Source organism: Nocardioides mangrovi, from assembly GCF_020073815.1.
Taxonomy (GTDB): Bacteria; Actinomycetota; Actinomycetes; order Propionibacteriales; family Nocardioidaceae; genus Nocardioides; species Nocardioides mangrovi.
The window spans coordinates 734480-753494 of the sequence record NZ_JAIQZJ010000001.1; the positions used below are offsets into that span (position 1 = coordinate 734480).

The following is a 19015-nucleotide window of genomic DNA, read 5'->3' on the forward strand; positions in this document are numbered from 1 at the left end:
GCTCAGCACATCTGACTACCCTCTCCTCATGAGACGCCTCGTCGGAGTTCTCGCCACGGCCACGCTCGCCACCACGCTGCTCAGCTCGTGCAGCAGCAGCGACGAGAGCGACGGGGCGCCCGACGACACGGTCACCGCCGACGCTCCGTCGACCAGCGCGCCGACCACCGGGTCGAGCGGTTCGAGCGGGAGCAGCGGCTCGAGCGAGAGCGCCACCCCGACGTACGCCGGCCCGCCGAAGGTCGTCGGCGAGATCGCCACCGGCCTGGCGGCCCCGTGGGGCGTGGCGTTCCTCCCCAACGGGAACGCGATCGTCACCGAGCGGGACACCACGAAGGTGCTGGAGATCAAGGGTCCCGAGCACTCGGTCGACACCGTCGGGGTGCTCAGCGACGCGGTCGGGCTCGGCGACCAGGGCGGCGAGGCCGGCCTGCTGGGCGTGGCCGTGTCGCCCGACTTCGCGAGCGACCACCTCCTCTACTTCTACTTCAGCACCGACCACGACAACCGGATCGTGAAGGCCCGCCTCGCCCACGACCGCCTCGGGCCGATCACGCCGATCCTGACCGGCATCCCCAACGGCTTCATCCACGACGGCGGCCGGCTCGCCTTCGGGCCGGACGGCTACCTCTACGCCTCGACCGGCGAGACCGGCAACAGCGCGCTCGCCCAGGACAAGAGCTCGCTCGGCGGCAAGATCCTGCGGATCACCACCGACGGCAAGCCCGCTCCGGGCAACCCCTTCCCCGGCTCCCCCATCTGGTCCTACGGCCACCGCAACGTCCAGGGCCTCGCCTTCGACGACGACGGCCGCCTGTGGGCATCGGAGTTCGGCGAGCACACCTGGGACGAGCTCAACCTGATCCAGAAGGGCCACAACTACGGCTGGCCGACCGTCGAGGGCCGCGGCGACGTCGCCGGCCTCACGAACCCCAAGGTCGTCTGGGACACCGAGACCAACTCCCCGTCCGGGCTCGCCTACCTCGACGGCCACCTCTGGCTCGGCGCCCTCGCCGGCGAGCGGCTCTGGCGGGTGACGGTCGACGGCACGACGGCCAGCGACCCGAAGGGCTATTTCATCGGCCGCTACGGCCGGATCAGGACCGTCGTCGCCGCCCCCGACGGCCGCCTGTGGGTCACCACCAGCAACCGCGACGGGCGCGGCACCCCGCGGGCGGGTGACGACCGCATCCTGCTCGTCAGGCCCTGACTACCCGGCGACCGTCCCGGTCACGGTGGCCTTTCGCGAGGCCCGGCGCAGGGTGGTCAGCACCGCCGGGCCGAGCAGGACGATCGCGACCGCGTTGGTGATCGCCCGGATCGTGTCCCAGCTGCCGGTCGAGGTCAGCACCGTGTAGACGACGAACGTCCGCAGGTTGTCCCACACCGGCGCGCCCGCGACGTAGGACAGCGAGCCGGCGTGCCCCTGCACCACGATGCCGGCGATGAAGGGCCAGCTCGAGAGGTTCATCAGCAGCCCGAAGAGGTACGCCGAGACCACGCCGTACGCCGCCAGCATGGCGATCTCGGCCCGCCCGGTGACCCGTCGGGGCAGCAGGCCCGCGCCCATGCCGATCCACGCCGAGCACAGCATCTGGTAGGGCAGCCACGGTCCGACGCCCGCGGTCAGCAGGGCCGAGGCGAAGAGCGAGGTGCAGCCGAGCACGAAGCCGAAGCCCGGTCCGAAGACCCGGCCGGCCAGGATCAGCAGGAAGAACGTGAGCTCGACGCCGGCGGTGCCCGGCGAGATGCCGCGCAGGATGGCGTTGATCGCGCTCAGCACGCCGAGGACGGCCAGGACGCGCGGGTCGAGGCCGTTCTCGTTGAGCTCGGCGAGCACGACCGCCAGGATCACCGGCAGCAGGCCGAGGAAGAGGAACGGCGGGTCGACCCGGTCCCCCGCGTGCACCTGCAGCAGCAGCGGCCAGCAGAACATCGCGAGGCCCGCGAGCGAGGCGAGGGCCAGGATCAGCGCCGACCGCGGCCCGACCCGGACGGCAGCGACCCCGGCGCTCACGAGGCGTCCAGCTGCGCGGCGACCTCGTCGACCCGCAGCCAGGGCGGCCCGAGCACCTTGGTGACCTGCGGGGCGAAGGACGGCGACTCGGCGACCACGCGGCGTACCGGGCCGGACGAGACCACGTCGCCGTCGGCGAGCACGACCACGTCGTCGGCGGCCTGGGCGACGAACTCGACGTCGTGGGTGGCGACCAGCACCGAGCAGCCGTCGGCGGCGAGGCCCCGCAGGATGCCGGAGAGCACGTGCTTGGCGGCGTAGTCGAGGCCGCGGGTGGGCTCGTCGAGGAGCAGCACCCGGGGCCGCGAGACGAGCACGAGGGCGAGGGCCAGCGCCAGCCGCTGACCCTCGGAGAGGTCGCGCGGGTGCTGGTCGTCCGGGATGCCCGGCACCAGCCGGTCGAGCAGGTCCCGGCAGGCGCCGCTGCCGCCGTCCGCGGCGGCGCACTCGTCGGCGACCGTCTCGAGGTAGAGCAGGTCGGCGGCGTTCTGCGGCACCAGCCCGACCAGGGCCCGGCGTCCCTCGGGATCGAGGTCGGCGGGGTCGGTGCCCCAGGCCTCGACCCGACCGCCGGTCCGTCGGCCACTCCCCTGCAGCGCCCAGATCAGCGACGACTTGCCCGCGCCGTTGCGGCCCATAAGCGCGGTGACCCGGCCGGCGCCGAGGGTGAGGTCGACGTCGCGCAGCGCGACGGTGCGGCCGTGGACCACCTGGAGCCCGCGGACCTCGACCGCGGCCGCCGCGGCGCTGGTGGTCTCGACCGGCGGCCGCAGCCGCTCGCCCAGGTCGCGGGCCCGGCGGCGCGCGTCCCGGACGCTGAGCGGCAGCGGGCTCCAGCCGGCGGCGCGGCCGAGCTCGACGATCGGGGGTACGACGGGCGAGTCGACGAGCAGCTCGCCGGGCTCGCCCACGTGGACCCGTCCGTCGCCGGTGAGCAGGCACATCCGGTCGGCGAAGGGCACCACGCGCTCGAGCCGGTGCTCGGCGAGCAGCACCGAGAGACCGAGGTCGTGGACGAGCCGGGTCAGGGTCGCGAGCACCTCCTCGGCGGCCGTCGGGTCGAGGGCCGAGGTGGGCTCGTCGAGCACCAGGAGCCGCGGGTGCATGGTGAGGACCGAGCCGATGGCGACGCGCTGCTGCTGCCCGCCGGACAGCGTGCGCAGGTCGCGGGCGCGGAGGTCGGCGATGCCGAGCAGGTCGAGGGTCTCCTCGACCCGGCGGCGCATCGTCTCGGCCGGGAGGCCGAGCTGCTCCATGCCGTAGGCGAGCTCCTCCTCGACGGTGTCGGTGACGAAGCCGGCGGCGGGGTTCTGGCCGACGTACCCGATCGCATGGGCGCGCTCGCGCGGCGCGGTCCGCACGATGCTCGTCCCGTCGAGCAGCACGTCGCCGTCGAGGGTGCCGCCGGAGAAGCGCGGCACCAGGCCGGTGACCACGCCCAGGAGCGTGGACTTGCCGACGCCGGTCGGCCCGGAGACCAGCACCAGCTCGCCCTCGTCGACGGTGAGGTCGACGCCGTCGAGGACCGGGTCGTCGTCGTACCGGAAGGTGATGCCGCGCAGCTCGATCACGCCGCCACCAGCCTCGGGGCGGGCGACGCGAGCGGGCCGACGAGTGCGAGGACCACCATGAGCAGGGCGACGGCGCTCACCTGCGGGACGGCGTCGAGGTCGGGGTAGGCGATGGCCACCTGGTGCCGGCTGATCCACCAGCCCAGCGCGCCCACCAGGACGCCGGACGCGGCGACCGCGGCCTCGGGCCACTGCCACGGGTCGGGGCGGTACCGGCTGCGGCCGACCCGGCGTCCGGCGCTGACCAGCCCCGCGGCGGCGGCACCCACGCCGAGGGCGAGCATCGGCAGCGCGAGCACCCGCGGGGCGGTGGTGTCGAGCACGGCGTAGGTCCCCACGCAGATGCCGCCGAGTCCGACGAGCATGAGGGCGCCGGTGGTCCGCCGTTGCGCGGGCGTGCTGTCGCCGGACCGGCCGTAGCCGCGCGTGTCCATGCCCGCCGCGAGCGCCAGCGAGCGCTCCAGCGCGTCCTCGAGCACGGGCACCAGGAAGCGGCGCAGCCGGCGCACCCGGTGGGTGTCGCCGGCCCGGAGCGCCTGCGCGGCACGGACCCGCCGCGCGCTGTCGGCCAGCTGCGGGAGGACCGAGACGGCCACCACCAGCGCGGTGCCGATCTCGTAGAGCGCCGGCGGCACTGAGCGCAGCAGCCGCTTGGGGTTGGCCAGCGAGTTGGCGGCGCCGACGCAGATGACGATCGTCGCGAGCCGGAGCCCGTCGTAGAGGGCGAAGAGCAGCGCCTCGGCGTAGAGCGGCCCGAGCAGGGTCACGCCGGCGACCCAGTCGGGCAGCGGCACCGTGGGCAGGTCGAGCAGCACGTGGCCGCCGGTCCAGCCGCCGAAGACGACCCAGAACGCCAGCCGGATCACCACGATCACCAGGCCGAGGCCGACGTAGAGGCGGAAGGAACGGCCCCAGGGCTGGTCGGAGCGACGCAGCGACACCACCGTCGCGGCGGCGCCCACGAGCATCAGCAGCACGAACGGGTTGGTGGTGAAGGTCGCGGCGGCGCAGAGCCCGAGCGCCCACACCCACCAGGCGACCGGGTGCAGGTCGCGTGGGAGCCGGGTCCCGCTCACGACGCGCCCCGGCGGCGGCGTACGACGGCCACGCCGGCGGCGCCTCCGAAGAGCAGCACGACGACCACCGGCCCCACCCAGCCGGGCAGGCCTCCCTCGCCCGGGTCGGCCGGGTCCGAGGACGCCGGTACGGCGTCGCCGGTCGCCGTCGGCGACGCGGTCTCGGTCGGGTCGGTCGACTCCGTCGGCGTGGCCGACGCCGAGGCCGACCAGATCCGGTGCCGGTGCTTCGTGCCGGACGTCGAGGCCGAGGCGCCGTCCGTGGCGCTCGCCGACTCGGTCGGCCCGGCCGGCCCGGTCGAGGCGGAGCCCGACGGCGTGGAGGTGGTGCCGCTACCGGAGGAGGACGTCGGACGGCTGCTCGGCCGATGGGTGGGCCGCGTGGTCGGGGTGGCCGAGGCGGTCGGGTGGGGGCTCGGCGCCGCCCCGGGCTGGGCCCGGGTGGTCGAGCCCTGCCAGGAGAGCGCGACGTACCCGCCGTCGGGGACCCGCAGCCCACCGACGCCGGTCGTGGCGTACGTCCAGGAGCCCGACTCGCCGTCCGACCAGTAGAGCGCCCAGTAGGCGTCCGCTGGCGGGGTGTTGACGCAGGGGCTGTCCGAGGGGGATCCCGAGACCCGGCAGACGAAGCCGGGCTGGCGCTGCACGTAGGTGAGCGGGAAGCCCGCGGCCGGGAACAGGCTCGACGCGGCGTCGCCGCCGCCGCCCGGGACACACGCCGTCCGCACTCCGCCGCCGAGCTCGTGGAAGTCCACGACGACGCTCACGCCGGACCCCGTCGAGCAGGTCGCGGCGGATGCCGGGGGTCCCGGAAGCACCGCCGCGGCGACCACGAGGGCCGCTGCGGCGGTGCCGCGGAGCAGACGGGTCAGCAGCACGTCAGCGGACGGTGAAGCTGGCCTTGGCCTTGCGGTTGGCGAAGGCGCCCTTCACCTTCACCCGGGCGGTGCCGGCGTGCTTCGACGCGGTCAGCGAGGTGCGGACGACGCCCTGGCCGTTGGCCTGGCCGAAGGCGGACGTGCCGGAGCCGCTGTGGGCCGTCGACGGCCACGTGACATCGACCAGGACCGTCTCTCCCGGCGCGAGGCCGGAGACGCGGATGACCTGACGGCCACCCTTCGCGACCGACCGCTTCTTCAGCGACACGGTGAGCTTCTTCGCGCCGAGCGCGTTGATCGCGACGGTGTCGAAGGTGCCGCCGGCGTTGGCGACCTTGACCTTGCTCACCTTGGTCTTGTCCGGGATCGCGACCTTCAGGTCCACCTCGCCGTCGACGCCGGCGTACCCGAGGACGGACTGCTCGCCCCGCATGGCGCAGAGGGCCTCGCCCGGTGCGGCGTCGGTGACGCCGACCGGCTTGGCGCCGCCGGCCTTGACGTACTCGGAGGTGAAGTGGGCCTGCGGCTCGTCGGCGCTCGTCTGCGCGGCGAGCAGGCCCGGCAGGGCCTGCGCGGTGGCGCGGACCGCCTGGTCGTGCTTGGCCTTGCCCATGGCGTGCTTCTGGGCGTTGGCGAGCGCGGCGTCGTCGTAGGTGACCGCGCCGGCGTCGGCGTCGTCGTAGGAGACGCAGGTGGCGACGTTGGTCGCCTGGTGGGCGCGGAGCCACGCGGCCGCCCGGGCCGCCGCCTCCGGCTGGCCCGAGATGAGCAGGGCGTACGCCGCCGCGCCGGTGCTGTTGGCGTTGGCGGTCGGGATGTCCGCGTCGGAGCCGAAGCCGCCGTTGGCCTTCTGCTGGTCGACCAGCCAGTCGACGGCCTTGGCGACCTGGGCGGCGACGTCGGCGTCGTCGAGCTGGGACTGGAGCGCCTCGATCGCGAGCGCGGTGGCGTCGACGTTGGGCTGGCCGTCACTGCCGTCGCAGGTCTGGTCCGCCTCCAGGTCGACGGTGAAGTCCTGGCGGAAGTAGCCGTCCGCGCACTGCTGCTGGAGCAGGAAGTCGGTGACGGCGTCGGTCTTCGCGCTGCCGGCGGCGTCGAGCGCCTCGGCGGCGAACGCCTGCCCCAACACGTTGGCGTAGTCGGCGGCGTACTGGACGGTCGGGTCCCAGTCGTCCTGGATCCGGCCCGCGAGGGCGCCGTCGTCGCCGACGGTGCTCTCCAGGTCGCTGATCAGGTCCCGCCCGCCGTACGCCGTCGCGTCGTCGCCCGCGGCCTGGGCGAGCACCGCCGCCTTGGCGGCGCTGCCGGCCGACAGGTCGGTGCCGTAGCCAGGCGCCACGTAGCTGTCGATGGCGGCGGCCATCGCGTCGCTGATGCCCTCCACCACGGAGTGGGGCGCACCGGCCGACTCGAGCGTGTGGAAGGCGAGGCCGACGTCGATGGTCAGGCCGTAGTCGTCGAAGTCGTACTGCCGGTTGTGCACCAGGCCGTCGGTCAGCTGGCCACCGAGCCAGTAGCCGGCCGCGGTCGCCGGAGCGGGGTCGGTCGTGGCGTCGGCCGATGCCGGGGCCGACGTCGCGGCCAGCGCGGACATGGCGAGCGCAGGCACGGCCAGGACGGCCGCCGCTCCTCGGAGGGTGGGGCGCATGATGTTCCTTCCCGCAGCTGCGTTCCTCGACAGCGCGTGATCGGGACGCGTCGCGGAAGGTGCTCCGGCTCGCCGTCGTCCCCTCCGAGCGGGCGACGGCCTACGGTTGCGGGTCAGCGCCGGATTCGGACCGGCTTCCCCCACCACGGGCGTTCAGTTGGATTGCCCGCGCAGCATAACCCGCCGCTCAGCCGAGGACCTCGAAGGTCTTGGTGGCCGTCCGGCCGGCGACCTCGCCCTGCACGACGACCGTCACGGTCCGCGGCTTCCCGGTGACTCGGAAGCGGGTCGCGAAGGTCCCGTCGGACGTCGCCCGCCCACGGCCGACGCGGGCGCCGGCGATCTTCACCGTCACGCGCTCGGCCGCGGCGAGTCCGGAGACCCGGACGGTCTGCTGGTGGCCCTTGGCAACCTTCTTCCGCAGCGCGACCGCCAGCCTCTTCGGGCCCAGCCCCGTCAGCTCGACCGAGGCGAGGGTGCCGTCGACGGTGGCAGCCGAGAGCCGGAGGGACTCGCCGTCGTCCGGCCCGAAGATCACACTCTGGTAGCCGCCGGTGGCGTCGGCGCTGACGAGGACCCGTTGGAGGGGCGCCTCCGCCACTAGGCACAGCGCCTCGCCGGGGGCGAGACCGTCCACCCGGAAGGGATGCATCGCTCCAGCCGTCACGTAGCCGGACGGCAGGAGGGCTCGCGGCTCGCCAGCCCGACCCGGCGCCCACCGGAGGGCGGGCAGCGCCTCGGCGGTCGAGCGCTGGTACGCCGCGAGGTTCCCCTCGTCGATGTCGTCCTGGGAGGAGTAGGCGACCGCGCCCTCGTCGTCCGAGGCGTAGTAGTTGCACGTGCCCACATCGGTGAGCTGCCGGGAGCGCACCCAGGCGGCGGCCTCCCCCGCGGCCCCATCCTCGCCCAGGGCGCCGAGCGCGCGGGTGGCCAGCGCTGCGGTGGGGGTGTCGTCGAGGGAGCCCTGCTCCTGGAGGATCCAGTTCATCGCGTCGCGGAGGGCGTCGTCGACGGGCGCGGTGCCTTCCTGTCCCACCAGCGCGAGCACGGCCCGGGCCGTCGTCGCCATCGCATCGTCCCCGCACCCTGCACCGACGGCTGATGGGAAGGCCCCGTCGGTGCACTGTCGCGCGAGCAGATCGGCGGTCGCTTCTCCCAGCAGGTCGCTGTCGGCGAGGTCGAGGGCCTGGACACCCACGGCTTGCGCGCCCGAGTCCGCCGACACCCGCCCGCCGTCGGACAGGGACTCCAGCCGGGCGACCAGGTCGACGCCGCCGAAGTCGGTCGGATCGTCGCCGGTCGCAGCCGCGAGCAGGATCGTGTGCGCGGACGCCGCGGCGGAGCCCGCGGTCTCCTCGTCCGCCGTCGCGGCGACCTGGTCGCGGATCGACCCGACCGTCCCGGCGTACCCACCGACCTCGTCCAGCGCCAGTGCGACGTCGATGCTCAGCCCCGGATCGCCGGCGGGCAGGTGCGCCGCGAGCCAGGCGGCGCCGTCCTCGGCCGGAGCCGGATCGGCGGCGGCGTACGACGAGGTCGTGACGGCGAGCACCGGTACGGCGAGAGCGGGCAGGGTCAGGGCGGCGACGATGCCGCGGGCGAGAAGTTGCACGCGGCGATCATCCCCCGTCAGGACAGCTTCTCGAGGATCAATTCCCGAACTCGTCCGGCGTCGGCCTGGCCACGCATCTCCTTCATCACCGCACCGATCAGTGCCCCGGCCGCGGCCACCTTGCCGTCGCGGATCTTGTCCGCGACGTCGGGGTTGGCGGCGATCGCGCCGTCGACCGCGGCCGAGAGCGCGCCCTCGTCGGAGACGATCGCGAGCCCGCGCGCGGCGACGACCTCCTCGGGGGTGCCCTCACCGGCGAGCAGGCCGTCGAAGACCTGGCGGGCGAGCTTGTCGTTGAGCGATCCGCCGTCGACGAGGGCCTGGACGGCCGCGACCTGCGCGGGCGCGACCCCGAGATCGGTGATGTCCACCCCGGCGTCGTTGGCTCGTCGACCGAGCTCGGACAGCCACCACTTGCGCGCCGCCTGCGGGGACGCGCCGGCGGCGACGGTCTCCTCGATCAGTCCGACCACGCCGGCGGCGACGACGTCGCGCATCTCCAGGTCGGTGTAGCCCCAGTCGCCCTGGAGGCGGGCGCGCTTCGCGACCGGGTTCTCCGGGAGCGTGCCGCGCAGCTCCTCGACCCACTCGCGCGACGGCGCGACGGGCACCAGGTCGGGCTCCGGGAAGTAGCGGTAGTCCTCGGCGTCGGACTTCTCGCGGCCGCTCGTGGTCACGCCGGTGTCCTCGTGCCAGTGGCGGGTCTCCTGGAGGACCTTCTCCCCGGCGTCGAGGACCGCGGCGTGGCGCGACATCTCGTAGCGCACCGCGCGCTCGACCGAGCGGAAGGAGTTGACGTTCTTGGTCTCCGACCGGGTGCCCAGCGTTCCGGAGCCCTTGGGCGACAGCGACAGGTTGACGTCGGCACGCAGGTTGCCCTGGTCCATCCGGGCCTCGGAGACGCCGAGCGCGACGATCAGGTCGCGCAGCTGGGAGACGTACGCGCGGGCCACGTCGGGCGCCTTGGCCCCCGCACCGAGGATCGGCTTGGTGACGATCTCGATCAGCGGGATGCCGGCCCGGTTGTAGTCGATGAGGGAGTGGTCGGCGCCGTGGATGCGGCCGGTCGCGCCGCCCACGTGGGTGGCCTTGCCGGTGTCCTCCTCCATGTGGGCGCGCTCGATCTCCACCCGGAAGGTCTCCCCGTCGACGTCGACGTCCATGAAGCCCTCGAACGCGATCGGCTCGTCGTACTGCGAGGTCTGGAAGTTCTTCGGCATGTCCGGGTAGAAGTAGTTCTTCCGCGCGAACCGGCACCACTCCGCGATGTCGCAGTTGAGCGCCAGCCCGATCCGGATCGCCGACTCCACAGCCTTGCCGTTGACGACCGGCATCGCGCCCGGGAGGCCCAGGCAGGTCGGGCAGACCTGGGTGTTGGGCTCGGCCCCGAACTCGGTCGGGCAGCCGCAGAACATCTTCGTGACGGTGTTGAGCTCGACGTGGACCTCCAGGCCCATCGCCGGGTCGTACGACGCGAGCACGTCGTCGAAGGCCACCAGGGTGTCGGTCATGAGAGGTTCTCCTCCGGGGGAACGAGCGGGCCGCCCCACTGCTCGAGCAGCAGCGCCTCGAGGGCGGCGCCGACCCGGTAGCAGCGGTCGTCGGCGAGGGCCGGGGCCAGGATCTGGAAGCCGACCGGGAGGCCGTCCTCCGCGGCGAGGCCGGCCGGCACCGAGATGCCGGGGACGCCCGCGAGGTTGGCCGGGATGGTCGCGAGGTCGTTGAGGTACATCGCGATCGGGTCGTCGAGCTTCTCGCCGAGCTTGAAGGCCGTGGTCGGCGCGGTCGGCGAGACCAGCACGTCGACCTGCTCGAAGGCCGCCTCGAAGTCGCGGCTGATGAGGGTGCGCACCTTCTGCGCGGTGCCGTAGTAGGCGTCGTAGTAGCCGCTCGACAGCGCGTAGGTGCCGAGGATGATGCGGCGCTTGACCTCGTCGCCGAAGCCGGCGTCGCGGGTGGCCCGCATGACCTCCTCGGCGCTCGCACCCTCGGCGGGCCAGACCCGCAGGCCGTAGCGCATCGCGTCGAACTTCGCGAGGTTGCTCGACGCCTCGGCCGGGAGGATCAGGTAGTAGGTCGCCAGCGCGTGCACGAAGGTCGGGCAGGAGACCTCGACGACCTCGGCGCCGGCCTTGACCAGCAGGTCGACCGACTCCTGGAAGCGGGTCATCACGCCCGCCTGCCAGCCGTCGCCGGACAGCTCGGTGATGATGCCGACCTTGACGCCCGAGAGGTCGCCGGTCGCGCCCTGGCGCGCCGCCTCGACCAGTGGCGGGAGCGGCTGGTCGATGCTGGTGGAGTCGCGCGGGTCGTGGCCGCCGATGAGCTCGTGGAGCAGGGCGGAGTCCAGGACCGTGCGGGTCACCGGGCCGACCTGGTCGAGGGAGTTGGCGAGCGCGACGAGGCCGTAGCGGGACACCCCGCCGTACGTCGGCTTCACGCCGACCGTGCCGGTGACGGCTCCGGGCTGGCGGATCGAGCCGCCGGTGTCGGTGCCGAGCGCGAGCGGCGCCTCGAAGGCGGCCACGGCCGCGGCCGAGCCGCCGCCGGAGCCTCCGGGGATCCGGTCGAGGTCCCACGGGTTGTGGGTGGCGCCGTAGGCCGAGTGCTCGGTGGAGGACCCCATCGCGAACTCGTCCATGTTGGTCTTGCCGAGGATCGGCAGGCCCGCTGCACGCAGCTTGGCGACCACGGTCGCGTCGTACGGCGGGACCCAGCCCTCGAGGATCTTCGAGCCGCAGGTGGTCGGCAGGCCGTCGGTGGCGAGCACGTCCTTGACCGCGATCGGCACGCCGTCGAGCGCGTGGAGCGGGGCACCGGCCGCGCGCCGGGCGTCCGACTCGGCGGCCTGCGCCAGCGCGCCCTCGGCGTCGACGTGCAGGAACGCGTGCACGGGTCCGTCGACGGCGGCGATCCGGTCCAGGTGGGCCTGGGTGACCTCGGCCGAGGTCACCTCGCCGGCGGCGAGGGCGTCCGCGATCTCCGCGGCGGTCCTCCGGGTCCAGTCGGTCGTCACTGCTCGTCCCCCAGGATCCGCGGGACGGAGAAGCGCTGCTCCTCGACCTCGGGAGCGCCCGACAGCGCCTGCTCGGGCGTCAGACCCGGGACGACGACGTCGTCGCGGAAGACGTTGGTGAGCGGCAGCGCGTGCGACGTCGGCGGTACGTCGTCGCCGGCCACGCCGCTGATCGAGGCGACCGACTCGAGGATCACCGACAGCTGCGGTGCAAGGTGGTCGAGCTCGGCGTCGGACAGGTCGATCCGGGCGAGGTTCGCCAGGTGCGCGACCTCGTCTCGGGTGATCTCAGGCATGGGGTCAATCCTAGAAGCAGCATCGGGCGACGGCCCACCCGAGGGTGAGCCGCCGCCCGAGCCGCGCGGCCGGTGCTACTTCTTCTTCGGCGCCTTCACCTTCAGCACCGCGGTCGTCGAGCTGGCCTCGAAGTCACCGGTCGGCACGTAGGTGACGGTGACCCGCTTCTTGACCACCTTCGGCTTGGTCGACTGCCGGTGCGCCACGAACTTCACCGTGGCCTCGCCCGAGGTCAGGGTCGGACTGGCGACCTTGACCCCGTTGACCCGGACCACCACGGAGCCCGTCGGCGTCCCGCTCTCGGCGGTGACGGCGATCGCGACCGTGACCTTCTTCCCCTTCACGACCGTGCGTGGGGTGAGGGTCGCGCTGGTCGAGGTCTCGACGTCGACCGGGTCCGTCGGCGGGTCGGTCGGCTCGTCCGTCGGCGGGTCGGTCGGCTCGTCCGTCGGCGGATCCGTCGGCGTGGTGGTCGGCGGGCTCGTCGGCGTCTCCGTCGGGGCGATGATGCTGATCGTGCCCGCGTCGGCGGTGGAGGTCGTCGTGCCCTCGCTGCCGATGTTCATCACCGTGTCGACCGAGACCGACGTGGTGCCGGACCCGACCACCTTGAAGGTGAGGGTCGCCAGCCTGGTGTCGCCCTCCGCGCCCGGCGAGGTGCCGAGCTTGGTGTGGGTGACGGTCAGCGTGCCGTCGTCCGTCGAGGCCGCCGTGCTGCCGGTGGTGCCCGACGTGGCGGACACGAACTCCACGACGTTCGGGTCGTAGCCCAGCGACAGCTCGTAGGCGTAGAGGTCGTCCGCCGACTCGTCCACGGTGACCGTGAACGTCGACCCGACGTTGACCGTGGTGTCCGACGCGGCCACGACCACGCTGCCGTCGCCCGGGGCGTCGGTGTCGGTGCCCGGACCGGTCGTCACGTCACCGTCGATCGCGCCGTACAGGCTCGGCGTGGTGCGGTGCTCGGTGGCCTGCTCGTAGGAGTAGGCGTAGCCGAGCAGGTCGCCCTCGTCGTAGTCGCGACCGAGGAACTCCAGGTTCATGCCCGCACCGGGCAGCGTCTCGGCGTCGGTGGTCTGTCCGGCCGGCACCGTGACCGCCGGCATGCCCGTGTTGGGGCTGAGCCGGAGGTTGCTGCTGTAGGTCGTGTAGGGCAGCGCAGTCGGGTAGACGATGGCGTCGAGCCCGTCGCTGTCCATCAGGCTCGTGAGGTACGTCGAGCCGTTCTCGATCTTGGTCGTGTGGCTGCCGGTCGGCCCGGCCCAGGCGTCGTACGTCGACTGGGTGACGGCGTTGCGGCTGACGTAGGTCGACTTGTACCCGGGGACGAACTTGTTCGAGGCGATGATCGCGTCGAGCGAGTTGTTGGTGACGTCGTCGCCGAGGTGGCTGGCGATGTAGTTGTTCAGGTCGTGCTTGAACTCGTTGGTGCTGCCGGAGCCCTCACCGAGGATCCCCGAGATCGTGATCCCGGAGCTCGGGTCCGCCGCCAGGGTCGAGGGGTCGATCTCCGTGACCGTCGCGCCGGCCGCTCGCAGGTCGGCGACGGCGTCGAGGAAGATGCGTCGACCCGCGACCTGCGCCGCGTTGCTGGCCGAGGCCGGCGGCACCATCGAGGTGAAGTACGCGAAGTGCTTGCCCTCGAGCGCGTCCTTGTCGAGGTAGGAGGTGTAGGAGTCCGGGACGTGGGCGTCCGCGTCGGCGGTCGCCGCGTCGTTCGGGTCGGAGCCGACCACGGCGTCCAGCGCGATCGCGGCATCCTCGACGGACCGGGCGATCGGGCCGCCGGTGTCCTGGCTCAGCGCGAGCGGCACGATGCCGTCCCGACTGGCCAGGCCGACCGTGGGCCGCACACCGACGAGCTGGTTGTAGCTCGAGGGGTTGCGGATCGAGCCGCCGGTGTCGGTGCCGAAGCCGATCGCGCCGAGGTTCGACGAGATGGCCGCGCCGGTGCCGCCGCTGGAGCCACCGGCCGTCTTGGACGTGTTGTACGGGCTGGCGACGTACTTCACGCCGTTGGTGCTGGTCGCCGAGTCGTACGCCGAGCCCGCGCTGTAGGTCGAGGAGAAGCCGTAGGCGAACTCGTCCAGGCTGGCCTTGCCCAGGATGATCGCGCCGTCGCCGCGCAGGCCCTTGACCATGAACGCGTCGTCGTCGGTCTGGTTGTCCTCCCAGCACGCGCAGCCGGCGGTGGTCGGCATGTCCTCGGTGTCGTAGTTGTCCTTGAGCAGGATCGGGATGCCGTCGAGCATGCTGCGCGGGCCGCCGTTCTCCGCCCGCAGCCGGTCGCTCTCCGCCGCGGCCGCGAGCGCCTCGCCGCCGGTCGCGATGATCGCGTTGAGCGGTCGCCCGCCGGCACCGGTGTCGACGAGCGTGTCGTTGTACGCCGAGATGCGGTCCAGGTAGTCCTGGGTCAGCTCGACGGACGTGATGACACCGGCGTTCATCGCCTTCTGCATGTCGACCGCGCTGGCCTCGATGACGTCGAAGGAGCCGTCGTCGTAGATCATTCGCTGCGCGAGCGCGGCGAGGTCGAGGACGTCGAGGACGTCGTCACCGTTGAGGTCGGCGGCGGAGACGGCAGCCCAGCCCGGGTCGCCTGCCTGGGTGCCGAGCGCCGCGTTCAGGGCGTCGAGGTCGGCCTGGGTGATCTGGTCGTCACCCGTGAGGTCGCCCTCGGTGTAGTACGGCTCCAGGAAGGATGCCGTGGTGGTGGCGGCGGGGTCCGCCGCATTGGCCGCTGGGCCCGAGCCCACCGCCAGCGTGGACAGGGCGAGGCCGGCCGCCACCACGGCGGCACCGACTGCCCTGTTCTTGGAACGATTCACGTTCGATCTCCTTGTGCTGGATGTGGAGAGGCGAACGTAGATCGGGACTATTTCTGTCCAGTATCGATGGAGGCGGCGAGGATGACAGGGGCGTAACTTTCACCCGTCGGACCGACCCAACCGATCGCGACGCCGGCGCATCTTCACCGGTGACCGCTCGAGGAGGATCGATGGCGAGACGACAGACGGACGAGGAGTTCACCGAGTTCGTCCATGCGGTGTGGCCGGGGCTCTACCGCACGGCGTACCTCATGCTCGGCGACCACCAGCTCGCCGAGGACCTCGTGCAGACCTCGCTCGCCAAGACCTACGCCTCCTGGCGCCGGGTCAAGGAGCCCGCCGCCGCCCCGGCGTACGCCCGGACCGTGCTGGCCAACACCGCGGCCTCGTGGTTCCGGCGCCGGTCGTGGCGCAACGAACGACCGACGGAGACCATCCCGGACCACGGGGTCGAGCACGATGCCAGCACCCGACCCGCACTGGTCGACGCGCTGGCCACGCTCGCGCCGCGGCAGCGCGCCGTCGTCGTGCTCCGCTACTACGACGACCTCAGCGTCCGCGAGGTCGCCCACGCCCTCGGGATCAGCGAGGGCACCGTGAAGAGCCAGACCTCCGACGCGCTCGCGCGACTGCGGGTGCTGCTCGGCGACGAGATCGCCGCGAGCGAAGGAGCCTCCCGTGACTGACCGACTCTCCACCCTGATGCACCAGCAGGTCGACGCGCTCGAGGTGCCTCCGGCACCGGCCGCGCAGGTCATCGCCGCCGGCCGTGGACTGCGCCGGCGTCGTACGGCGGGGGTCGCTGCCGCCGTCGTCGCGACCGTGCTCGCCGTCATCGGCATCGCGGTCGTCGACCAGCGCTGGTCCGACGACGACGCGATCACCCCCGCCGAGCAGAAGGCCTACGTCGAGAAGGGTGCCTGGGCGGTCGGCAACGAGCTGCACATCGGCGACCACGTGGTCACGCTGCCCGGCATCGACCAGATCGGCTACTCCTCGCTCGGCGCCATCGTCTTCGACGTACGCCCAGGTCAGGACTACGACTCGACCACGTCCGAGACAGTGCTCGTGACGCCCGACGGGAAGGTGAGATCCCTTGCACTGCCGGGCCTGGATCTGCTGCTCAACCCTCCGGCGACAGACCCCACCTCACCGGTCATCGCCTATGTCCGTCCCTCGGACGCAGCGCAGGGCGACGTGGTCCTGGCGGACCTCTCGACGGGCGAGACCACCGTGTTCAGCGACGCCATTCCTCCCCATCAGGGCCAGGTGAGATCTGACCCCGTGGCGCTGACGCCCGACGCCGTGCTGGTGAACAACACCTGGTCGGTGGACCGGTCGACCGGCGACCGCACCCGTCTGCGTCTCGAGGGGCTCACCCCCCTCAGCGGTTACGCCCACGGCCTCCGTCTCACCTCCGACTGGCAGACGATGACCTTCCAGGTCCGTTCGGGCGACGACGTGCTCCTCGACCTGCCCGACACGAGCGGCACCAGCAACGGCCAGTCGCCGGCGCTTCTCTCCCCCGATGGGCGCTATGTCGCGGTTTCCACCGGCGACGCCGGCCTCGACGTCTACACGGTGGCGAGTGGGAGGTCGATCCACCTGGGCGGCGACTGGGACCTGGAGGACGTCGGCTGGACACCCGACGGGCACCTGGTCGGGAAGCAGTATCCGACCAATGCGTCCGAGGTGCAGACCTGCGATCCCGTGACCGGCACCTGTGTCGGCACCGGGATCACCGTCACCGAAGAGCTCCGGCTGGTCCGCGGTGCGGATGCGATCCCCAACTCATGACGATCAGCCGAGCGCGTCCGGACCACCTTCGAGCAGCGCCTTGAAGCCGTCCTCGTCGAGGACGGGGACGCCGAGCTGCTCGGCCTTGTCGGCCTTGGAGCCGGCGTTGTCGCCGACCACGACGTAGTCGGTCTTCTTCGACACCGAGCCCGCGGCCTTGCCGCCGCGGGACAGGATCGCCTCCTTGGCGGAGTCGCGGCTGAAGTCGACCAGCGACCCGGTGACCACGACGGTGAGCCCGTCGAGGGTGCGCGGGACGGACTCGTCGCGCTCGTCCTCCATGGTCACGCCGGACGCGGTCCACTTCTCCACGATCTCGACGTGCCAGGGCTCCTTGAACCACTCGATGACGGCCTCGGCGATCGTCGGCCCGACGCCCTCGGCGGCGGCCAGCTGCTCCTCGGTGGCCTCCCGGATCGCGGCCATCGAGCCGAACTCGGTGGCCAGCGCCCGCGCCGCGGTCGGCCCGACGTGGCGGATCGAGAGGGCCACCAGCACCCGCCACAGGGGAACCGCCTTGGCCTTGCCGAGGTTGTCGAGGAGGCGTTGCCCGTTGGCGCTGAGCTGCGGGCCCTCCTCCCCCTTCTTGGGCGCACGGGTGAAGAGCGGAGCGGCCATCACCTTCGCGGCGTCGAGGTCGAAGACGTCGCCCTCGTTGGCGATCGCACCCGCGTCGAGCAGCGCGACGGCGGCCTCGTAGCCGAGACCCTCGATGTCGAAGGCACCCCGGCCGGCGACGTGGAAGACCCGCTCCCGCACCTGGGCCGGGCACTTCTCGTGGTTGGGGCAGCGACGGTCCTTGTCGCCCTCCTTCTGCTCCACCAGCGTCGTGCCGCAGGCGGGGCAGTCGTCCGGGCCGACCCACGGCTCCAGGCCCTCGGGCCGCAGCGCCAGCACCGGGCCGAGGATCTCCGGGATGACGTCGCCGGCCTTGCGCAGGATCACGGTGTCGCCCGGGCGGACGTCCTTGCGCTCGACCTCGTGGTAGTTGTGGAGGGTCGCGTTCTCGACCGTCGAGCCGGCCACCCGGGTGGGCTCCATGACGCCGTACGGCGTGACCCGGCCGGTGCGGCCGACGTTGACCCGGATCTCGAGGAGCTTGGCGTTGACCTCCTCCGGCGGGTACTTGAAGGCGATCGCCCAGCGGGGCGCGCGGCTGGTCGACCCGAGCCGGCGCTGGAGCTGCACGTCGTCGACCTTCACGACCACGCCGTCGATCTCGTAGGGGACGATCGTGTGTCGCTTCTCCCCCGCGTTGGCGATGTAGGCCTCGACCTCCTCGAGCGTCGGGACCACCCGCACCTGGTCGCTGACCGGCAGGCCCCAGGCGGCCAGCGCCTCGTAGGCGTGGGACTGCGCCTCGGGCTCGAAGCCGCGGCGCTCGCCGATGCCGTGGCACACCATCCCCAGGGCCCGGGACGCCGTCACCCGGGGGTCCTTCTGGCGCAGCGAGCCCGCCGCGGAGTTGCGCGGGTTGGCGAACGGCGCCTTGCCGGCGTCGATCAGCGACTCGTTGAGCCGCTCGAAGGCCTCGACGGGCAGGAACACCTCGCCGCGCACCTCGATCAGCTCGGGCACCGGGAACTCGTCGGTCCCGGTCAGCCGGTCGGGCACCGCCTCGATGGTGCGCACGTTGGGCGTGACGTCCTCGCCGGTGGTGCCGTCGCCGCGGGTGAGCGCGCGGACCAGGCGGCCGGCCTCGTAGAGCAGGTTGATGGCGAGCCCGTCGACCTTGAGCTCGCACAGCAGCGCCGGCGACTCGACGCCGTCGCGGCCGAGCCGGGAGTACCACGCCTCGAGCTCCTCGGCGGAGAACGCGTTGTCGAGGCTCTCCATCCGGCGCAGGTGGTCGACCGCCGTGAACTCCGTCGAGACGGCGCCGCCGACCTTCTGGGTCGGCGAGTCCGGAGTACGCAGCTCGGGGAACTCCTCCTCGAGCGCCTCCAGCCGACGCATCCGCCGGTCGAAATCGGCGTCGTCGAGGGTCGGGTCGTCGAGCACGTAGTAGCGCCAGCGGGCGTCCTCGATCTCCTCGGCCAACTGTCGGTGCTCGTCCCTAGCCTCAGCAGGAGCGGCGTCGACCTGTGGCTCGGAAGGAGTGCTCATGCCCCGCATTCTGCCGGGACCCACCGACAGCCCGATGAGTCCGGGTCGGGGCGGCGGTCCAGATTTTCCTCCCAACTTTTTTCGATTGGCGGGAATGCATCGGCCGATCTACGCTGTTGGCGATGAAACGAAACCGTTTCGTTTCATCTTGGTTAACGAACGACGAACG

The 19015-nt window shown here is 72.6% G+C and carries 14 protein-coding genes; 3 read left to right on the plus strand and 11 right to left on the minus strand.

What is annotated here, in order from left to right:
* Positions 1-28: 28 nt before the first annotated feature.
* A complete protein-coding gene (locus K8U61_RS03510; RefSeq protein ID WP_224121575.1) occupies positions 29-1210 on the plus strand; it encodes a PQQ-dependent sugar dehydrogenase in 1182 nt (393 codons plus the stop codon).
* On the opposite strand, the gene K8U61_RS03515 is transcribed toward K8U61_RS03510, so the two are convergent.
* The 10 genes from K8U61_RS03515 to K8U61_RS03560 form a co-directional block, all read right to left on the minus strand.
* Positions 1211-2017 carry an ECF transporter S component gene (locus K8U61_RS03515; RefSeq protein ID WP_372454175.1) on the minus strand — a complete coding sequence of 269 codons (807 nt, stop codon included), beginning with the start codon at positions 2015-2017 and terminating at the stop codon, positions 1211-1213.
* Positions 2014-3588, minus strand: a complete 1575-nt coding sequence (locus tag K8U61_RS03520) for an ABC transporter ATP-binding protein (RefSeq protein ID WP_224121576.1) — start codon at positions 3586-3588, stop codon at positions 2014-2016. The genes K8U61_RS03515 and K8U61_RS03520 overlap by 4 nt, the downstream gene beginning before the upstream one ends.
* Entirely contained in the window at positions 3585-4664 is a 1080-nt protein-coding gene (locus tag K8U61_RS03525; RefSeq protein WP_224121577.1) for an energy-coupling factor transporter transmembrane component T, read from the minus strand. Before K8U61_RS03525 ends, K8U61_RS03520 begins: the two co-directional genes overlap by 4 nt.
* A complete protein-coding gene (locus K8U61_RS03530; RefSeq protein ID WP_224121578.1) occupies positions 4661-5542 on the minus strand; it encodes a hypothetical protein in 882 nt (293 codons plus the stop codon). The genes K8U61_RS03525 and K8U61_RS03530 overlap by 4 nt, the downstream gene beginning before the upstream one ends.
* 1 nt (position 5543) lies before the next feature.
* Positions 5544-7190 carry a hypothetical protein gene (locus tag K8U61_RS03535; protein WP_224121579.1) on the minus strand — a complete coding sequence of 549 codons (1647 nt, stop codon included), beginning with the start codon at positions 7188-7190 and terminating at the stop codon, positions 5544-5546.
* 187 nt (positions 7191-7377) lie between these two features.
* Positions 7378-8802 carry a prenyltransferase/squalene oxidase repeat-containing protein gene (locus tag K8U61_RS03540; protein WP_224121580.1) on the minus strand — a complete coding sequence of 475 codons (1425 nt, stop codon included), beginning with the start codon at positions 8800-8802 and terminating at the stop codon, positions 7378-7380.
* A 17-nt stretch (positions 8803-8819) separates the two neighbouring features.
* Positions 8820-10313 carry an Asp-tRNA(Asn)/Glu-tRNA(Gln) amidotransferase subunit GatB gene (gene gatB / locus K8U61_RS03545; RefSeq protein ID WP_224121581.1) on the minus strand — a complete coding sequence of 498 codons (1494 nt, stop codon included), beginning with the start codon at positions 10311-10313 and terminating at the stop codon, positions 8820-8822.
* A complete protein-coding gene (gene gatA / locus K8U61_RS03550; RefSeq protein ID WP_224121582.1) occupies positions 10310-11818 on the minus strand; it encodes an Asp-tRNA(Asn)/Glu-tRNA(Gln) amidotransferase subunit GatA in 1509 nt (502 codons plus the stop codon). Before gatA ends, gatB begins: the two co-directional genes overlap by 4 nt.
* Complete coding sequence (gatC, locus tag K8U61_RS03555; protein WP_224121583.1) at positions 11815-12114, minus strand: Asp-tRNA(Asn)/Glu-tRNA(Gln) amidotransferase subunit GatC; 300 nt, start codon at positions 12112-12114, stop codon at positions 11815-11817. The genes gatA and gatC overlap by 4 nt, the downstream gene beginning before the upstream one ends.
* 75 nt (positions 12115-12189) lie before the next feature.
* Complete coding sequence (locus tag K8U61_RS03560; protein ID WP_224121584.1) at positions 12190-14943, minus strand: amidase family protein; 2754 nt, start codon at positions 14941-14943, stop codon at positions 12190-12192.
* Between the two features lie 170 nt (positions 14944-15113).
* Between K8U61_RS03560 and K8U61_RS03565 the strand changes: the two genes are divergently transcribed.
* The gene (locus tag K8U61_RS03565; protein WP_224121585.1) at positions 15114-15629 is read left to right on the plus strand and encodes a SigE family RNA polymerase sigma factor; all 516 of its coding nucleotides are present in this window, start codon (positions 15114-15116) and stop codon (positions 15627-15629) included.
* Entirely contained in the window at positions 15622-16740 is a 1119-nt protein-coding gene (locus K8U61_RS03570; RefSeq protein ID WP_224121586.1) for a hypothetical protein, read from the plus strand. The genes K8U61_RS03565 and K8U61_RS03570 overlap by 8 nt, the downstream gene beginning before the upstream one ends.
* A 3-nt stretch (positions 16741-16743) precedes the next feature.
* Here the strand turns inward: K8U61_RS03570 and ligA are convergent, their stop codons facing one another.
* On the minus strand, positions 16744-18846 hold the full coding sequence (gene ligA, locus K8U61_RS03575; RefSeq protein ID WP_372454177.1) for an NAD-dependent DNA ligase LigA: 2103 nt from the start codon (positions 18844-18846) through the stop codon (positions 16744-16746).
* Positions 18847-19015: the final 169 nt, after the last annotated feature.

Coding starts and splice junctions, on each gene's coding strand:
- gatB (WP_224121581.1), bottom strand. CDS start 10,313: ATGACCGACACCCTGGTGGCCTTCGACGACGTGCTCGCGTCGTACGAC.
- K8U61_RS03565 (WP_224121585.1), top strand. CDS start 15,114: ATGGCGAGACGACAGACGGACGAGGAGTTCACCGAGTTCGTCCATGCG.
- gatC (WP_224121583.1), bottom strand. CDS start 12,114: ATGCCTGAGATCACCCGAGACGAGGTCGCGCACCTGGCGAACCTCGCC.
- K8U61_RS03510 (WP_224121575.1), top strand. CDS start 29: ATGAGACGCCTCGTCGGAGTTCTCGCCACGGCCACGCTCGCCACCACG.
- ligA (WP_372454177.1), bottom strand. CDS start 18,846: ATGAGCACTCCTTCCGAGCCACAGGTCGACGCCGCTCCTGCTGAGGCT.
- K8U61_RS03535 (WP_224121579.1), bottom strand. CDS start 7,190: ATGCGCCCCACCCTCCGAGGAGCGGCGGCCGTCCTGGCCGTGCCTGCG.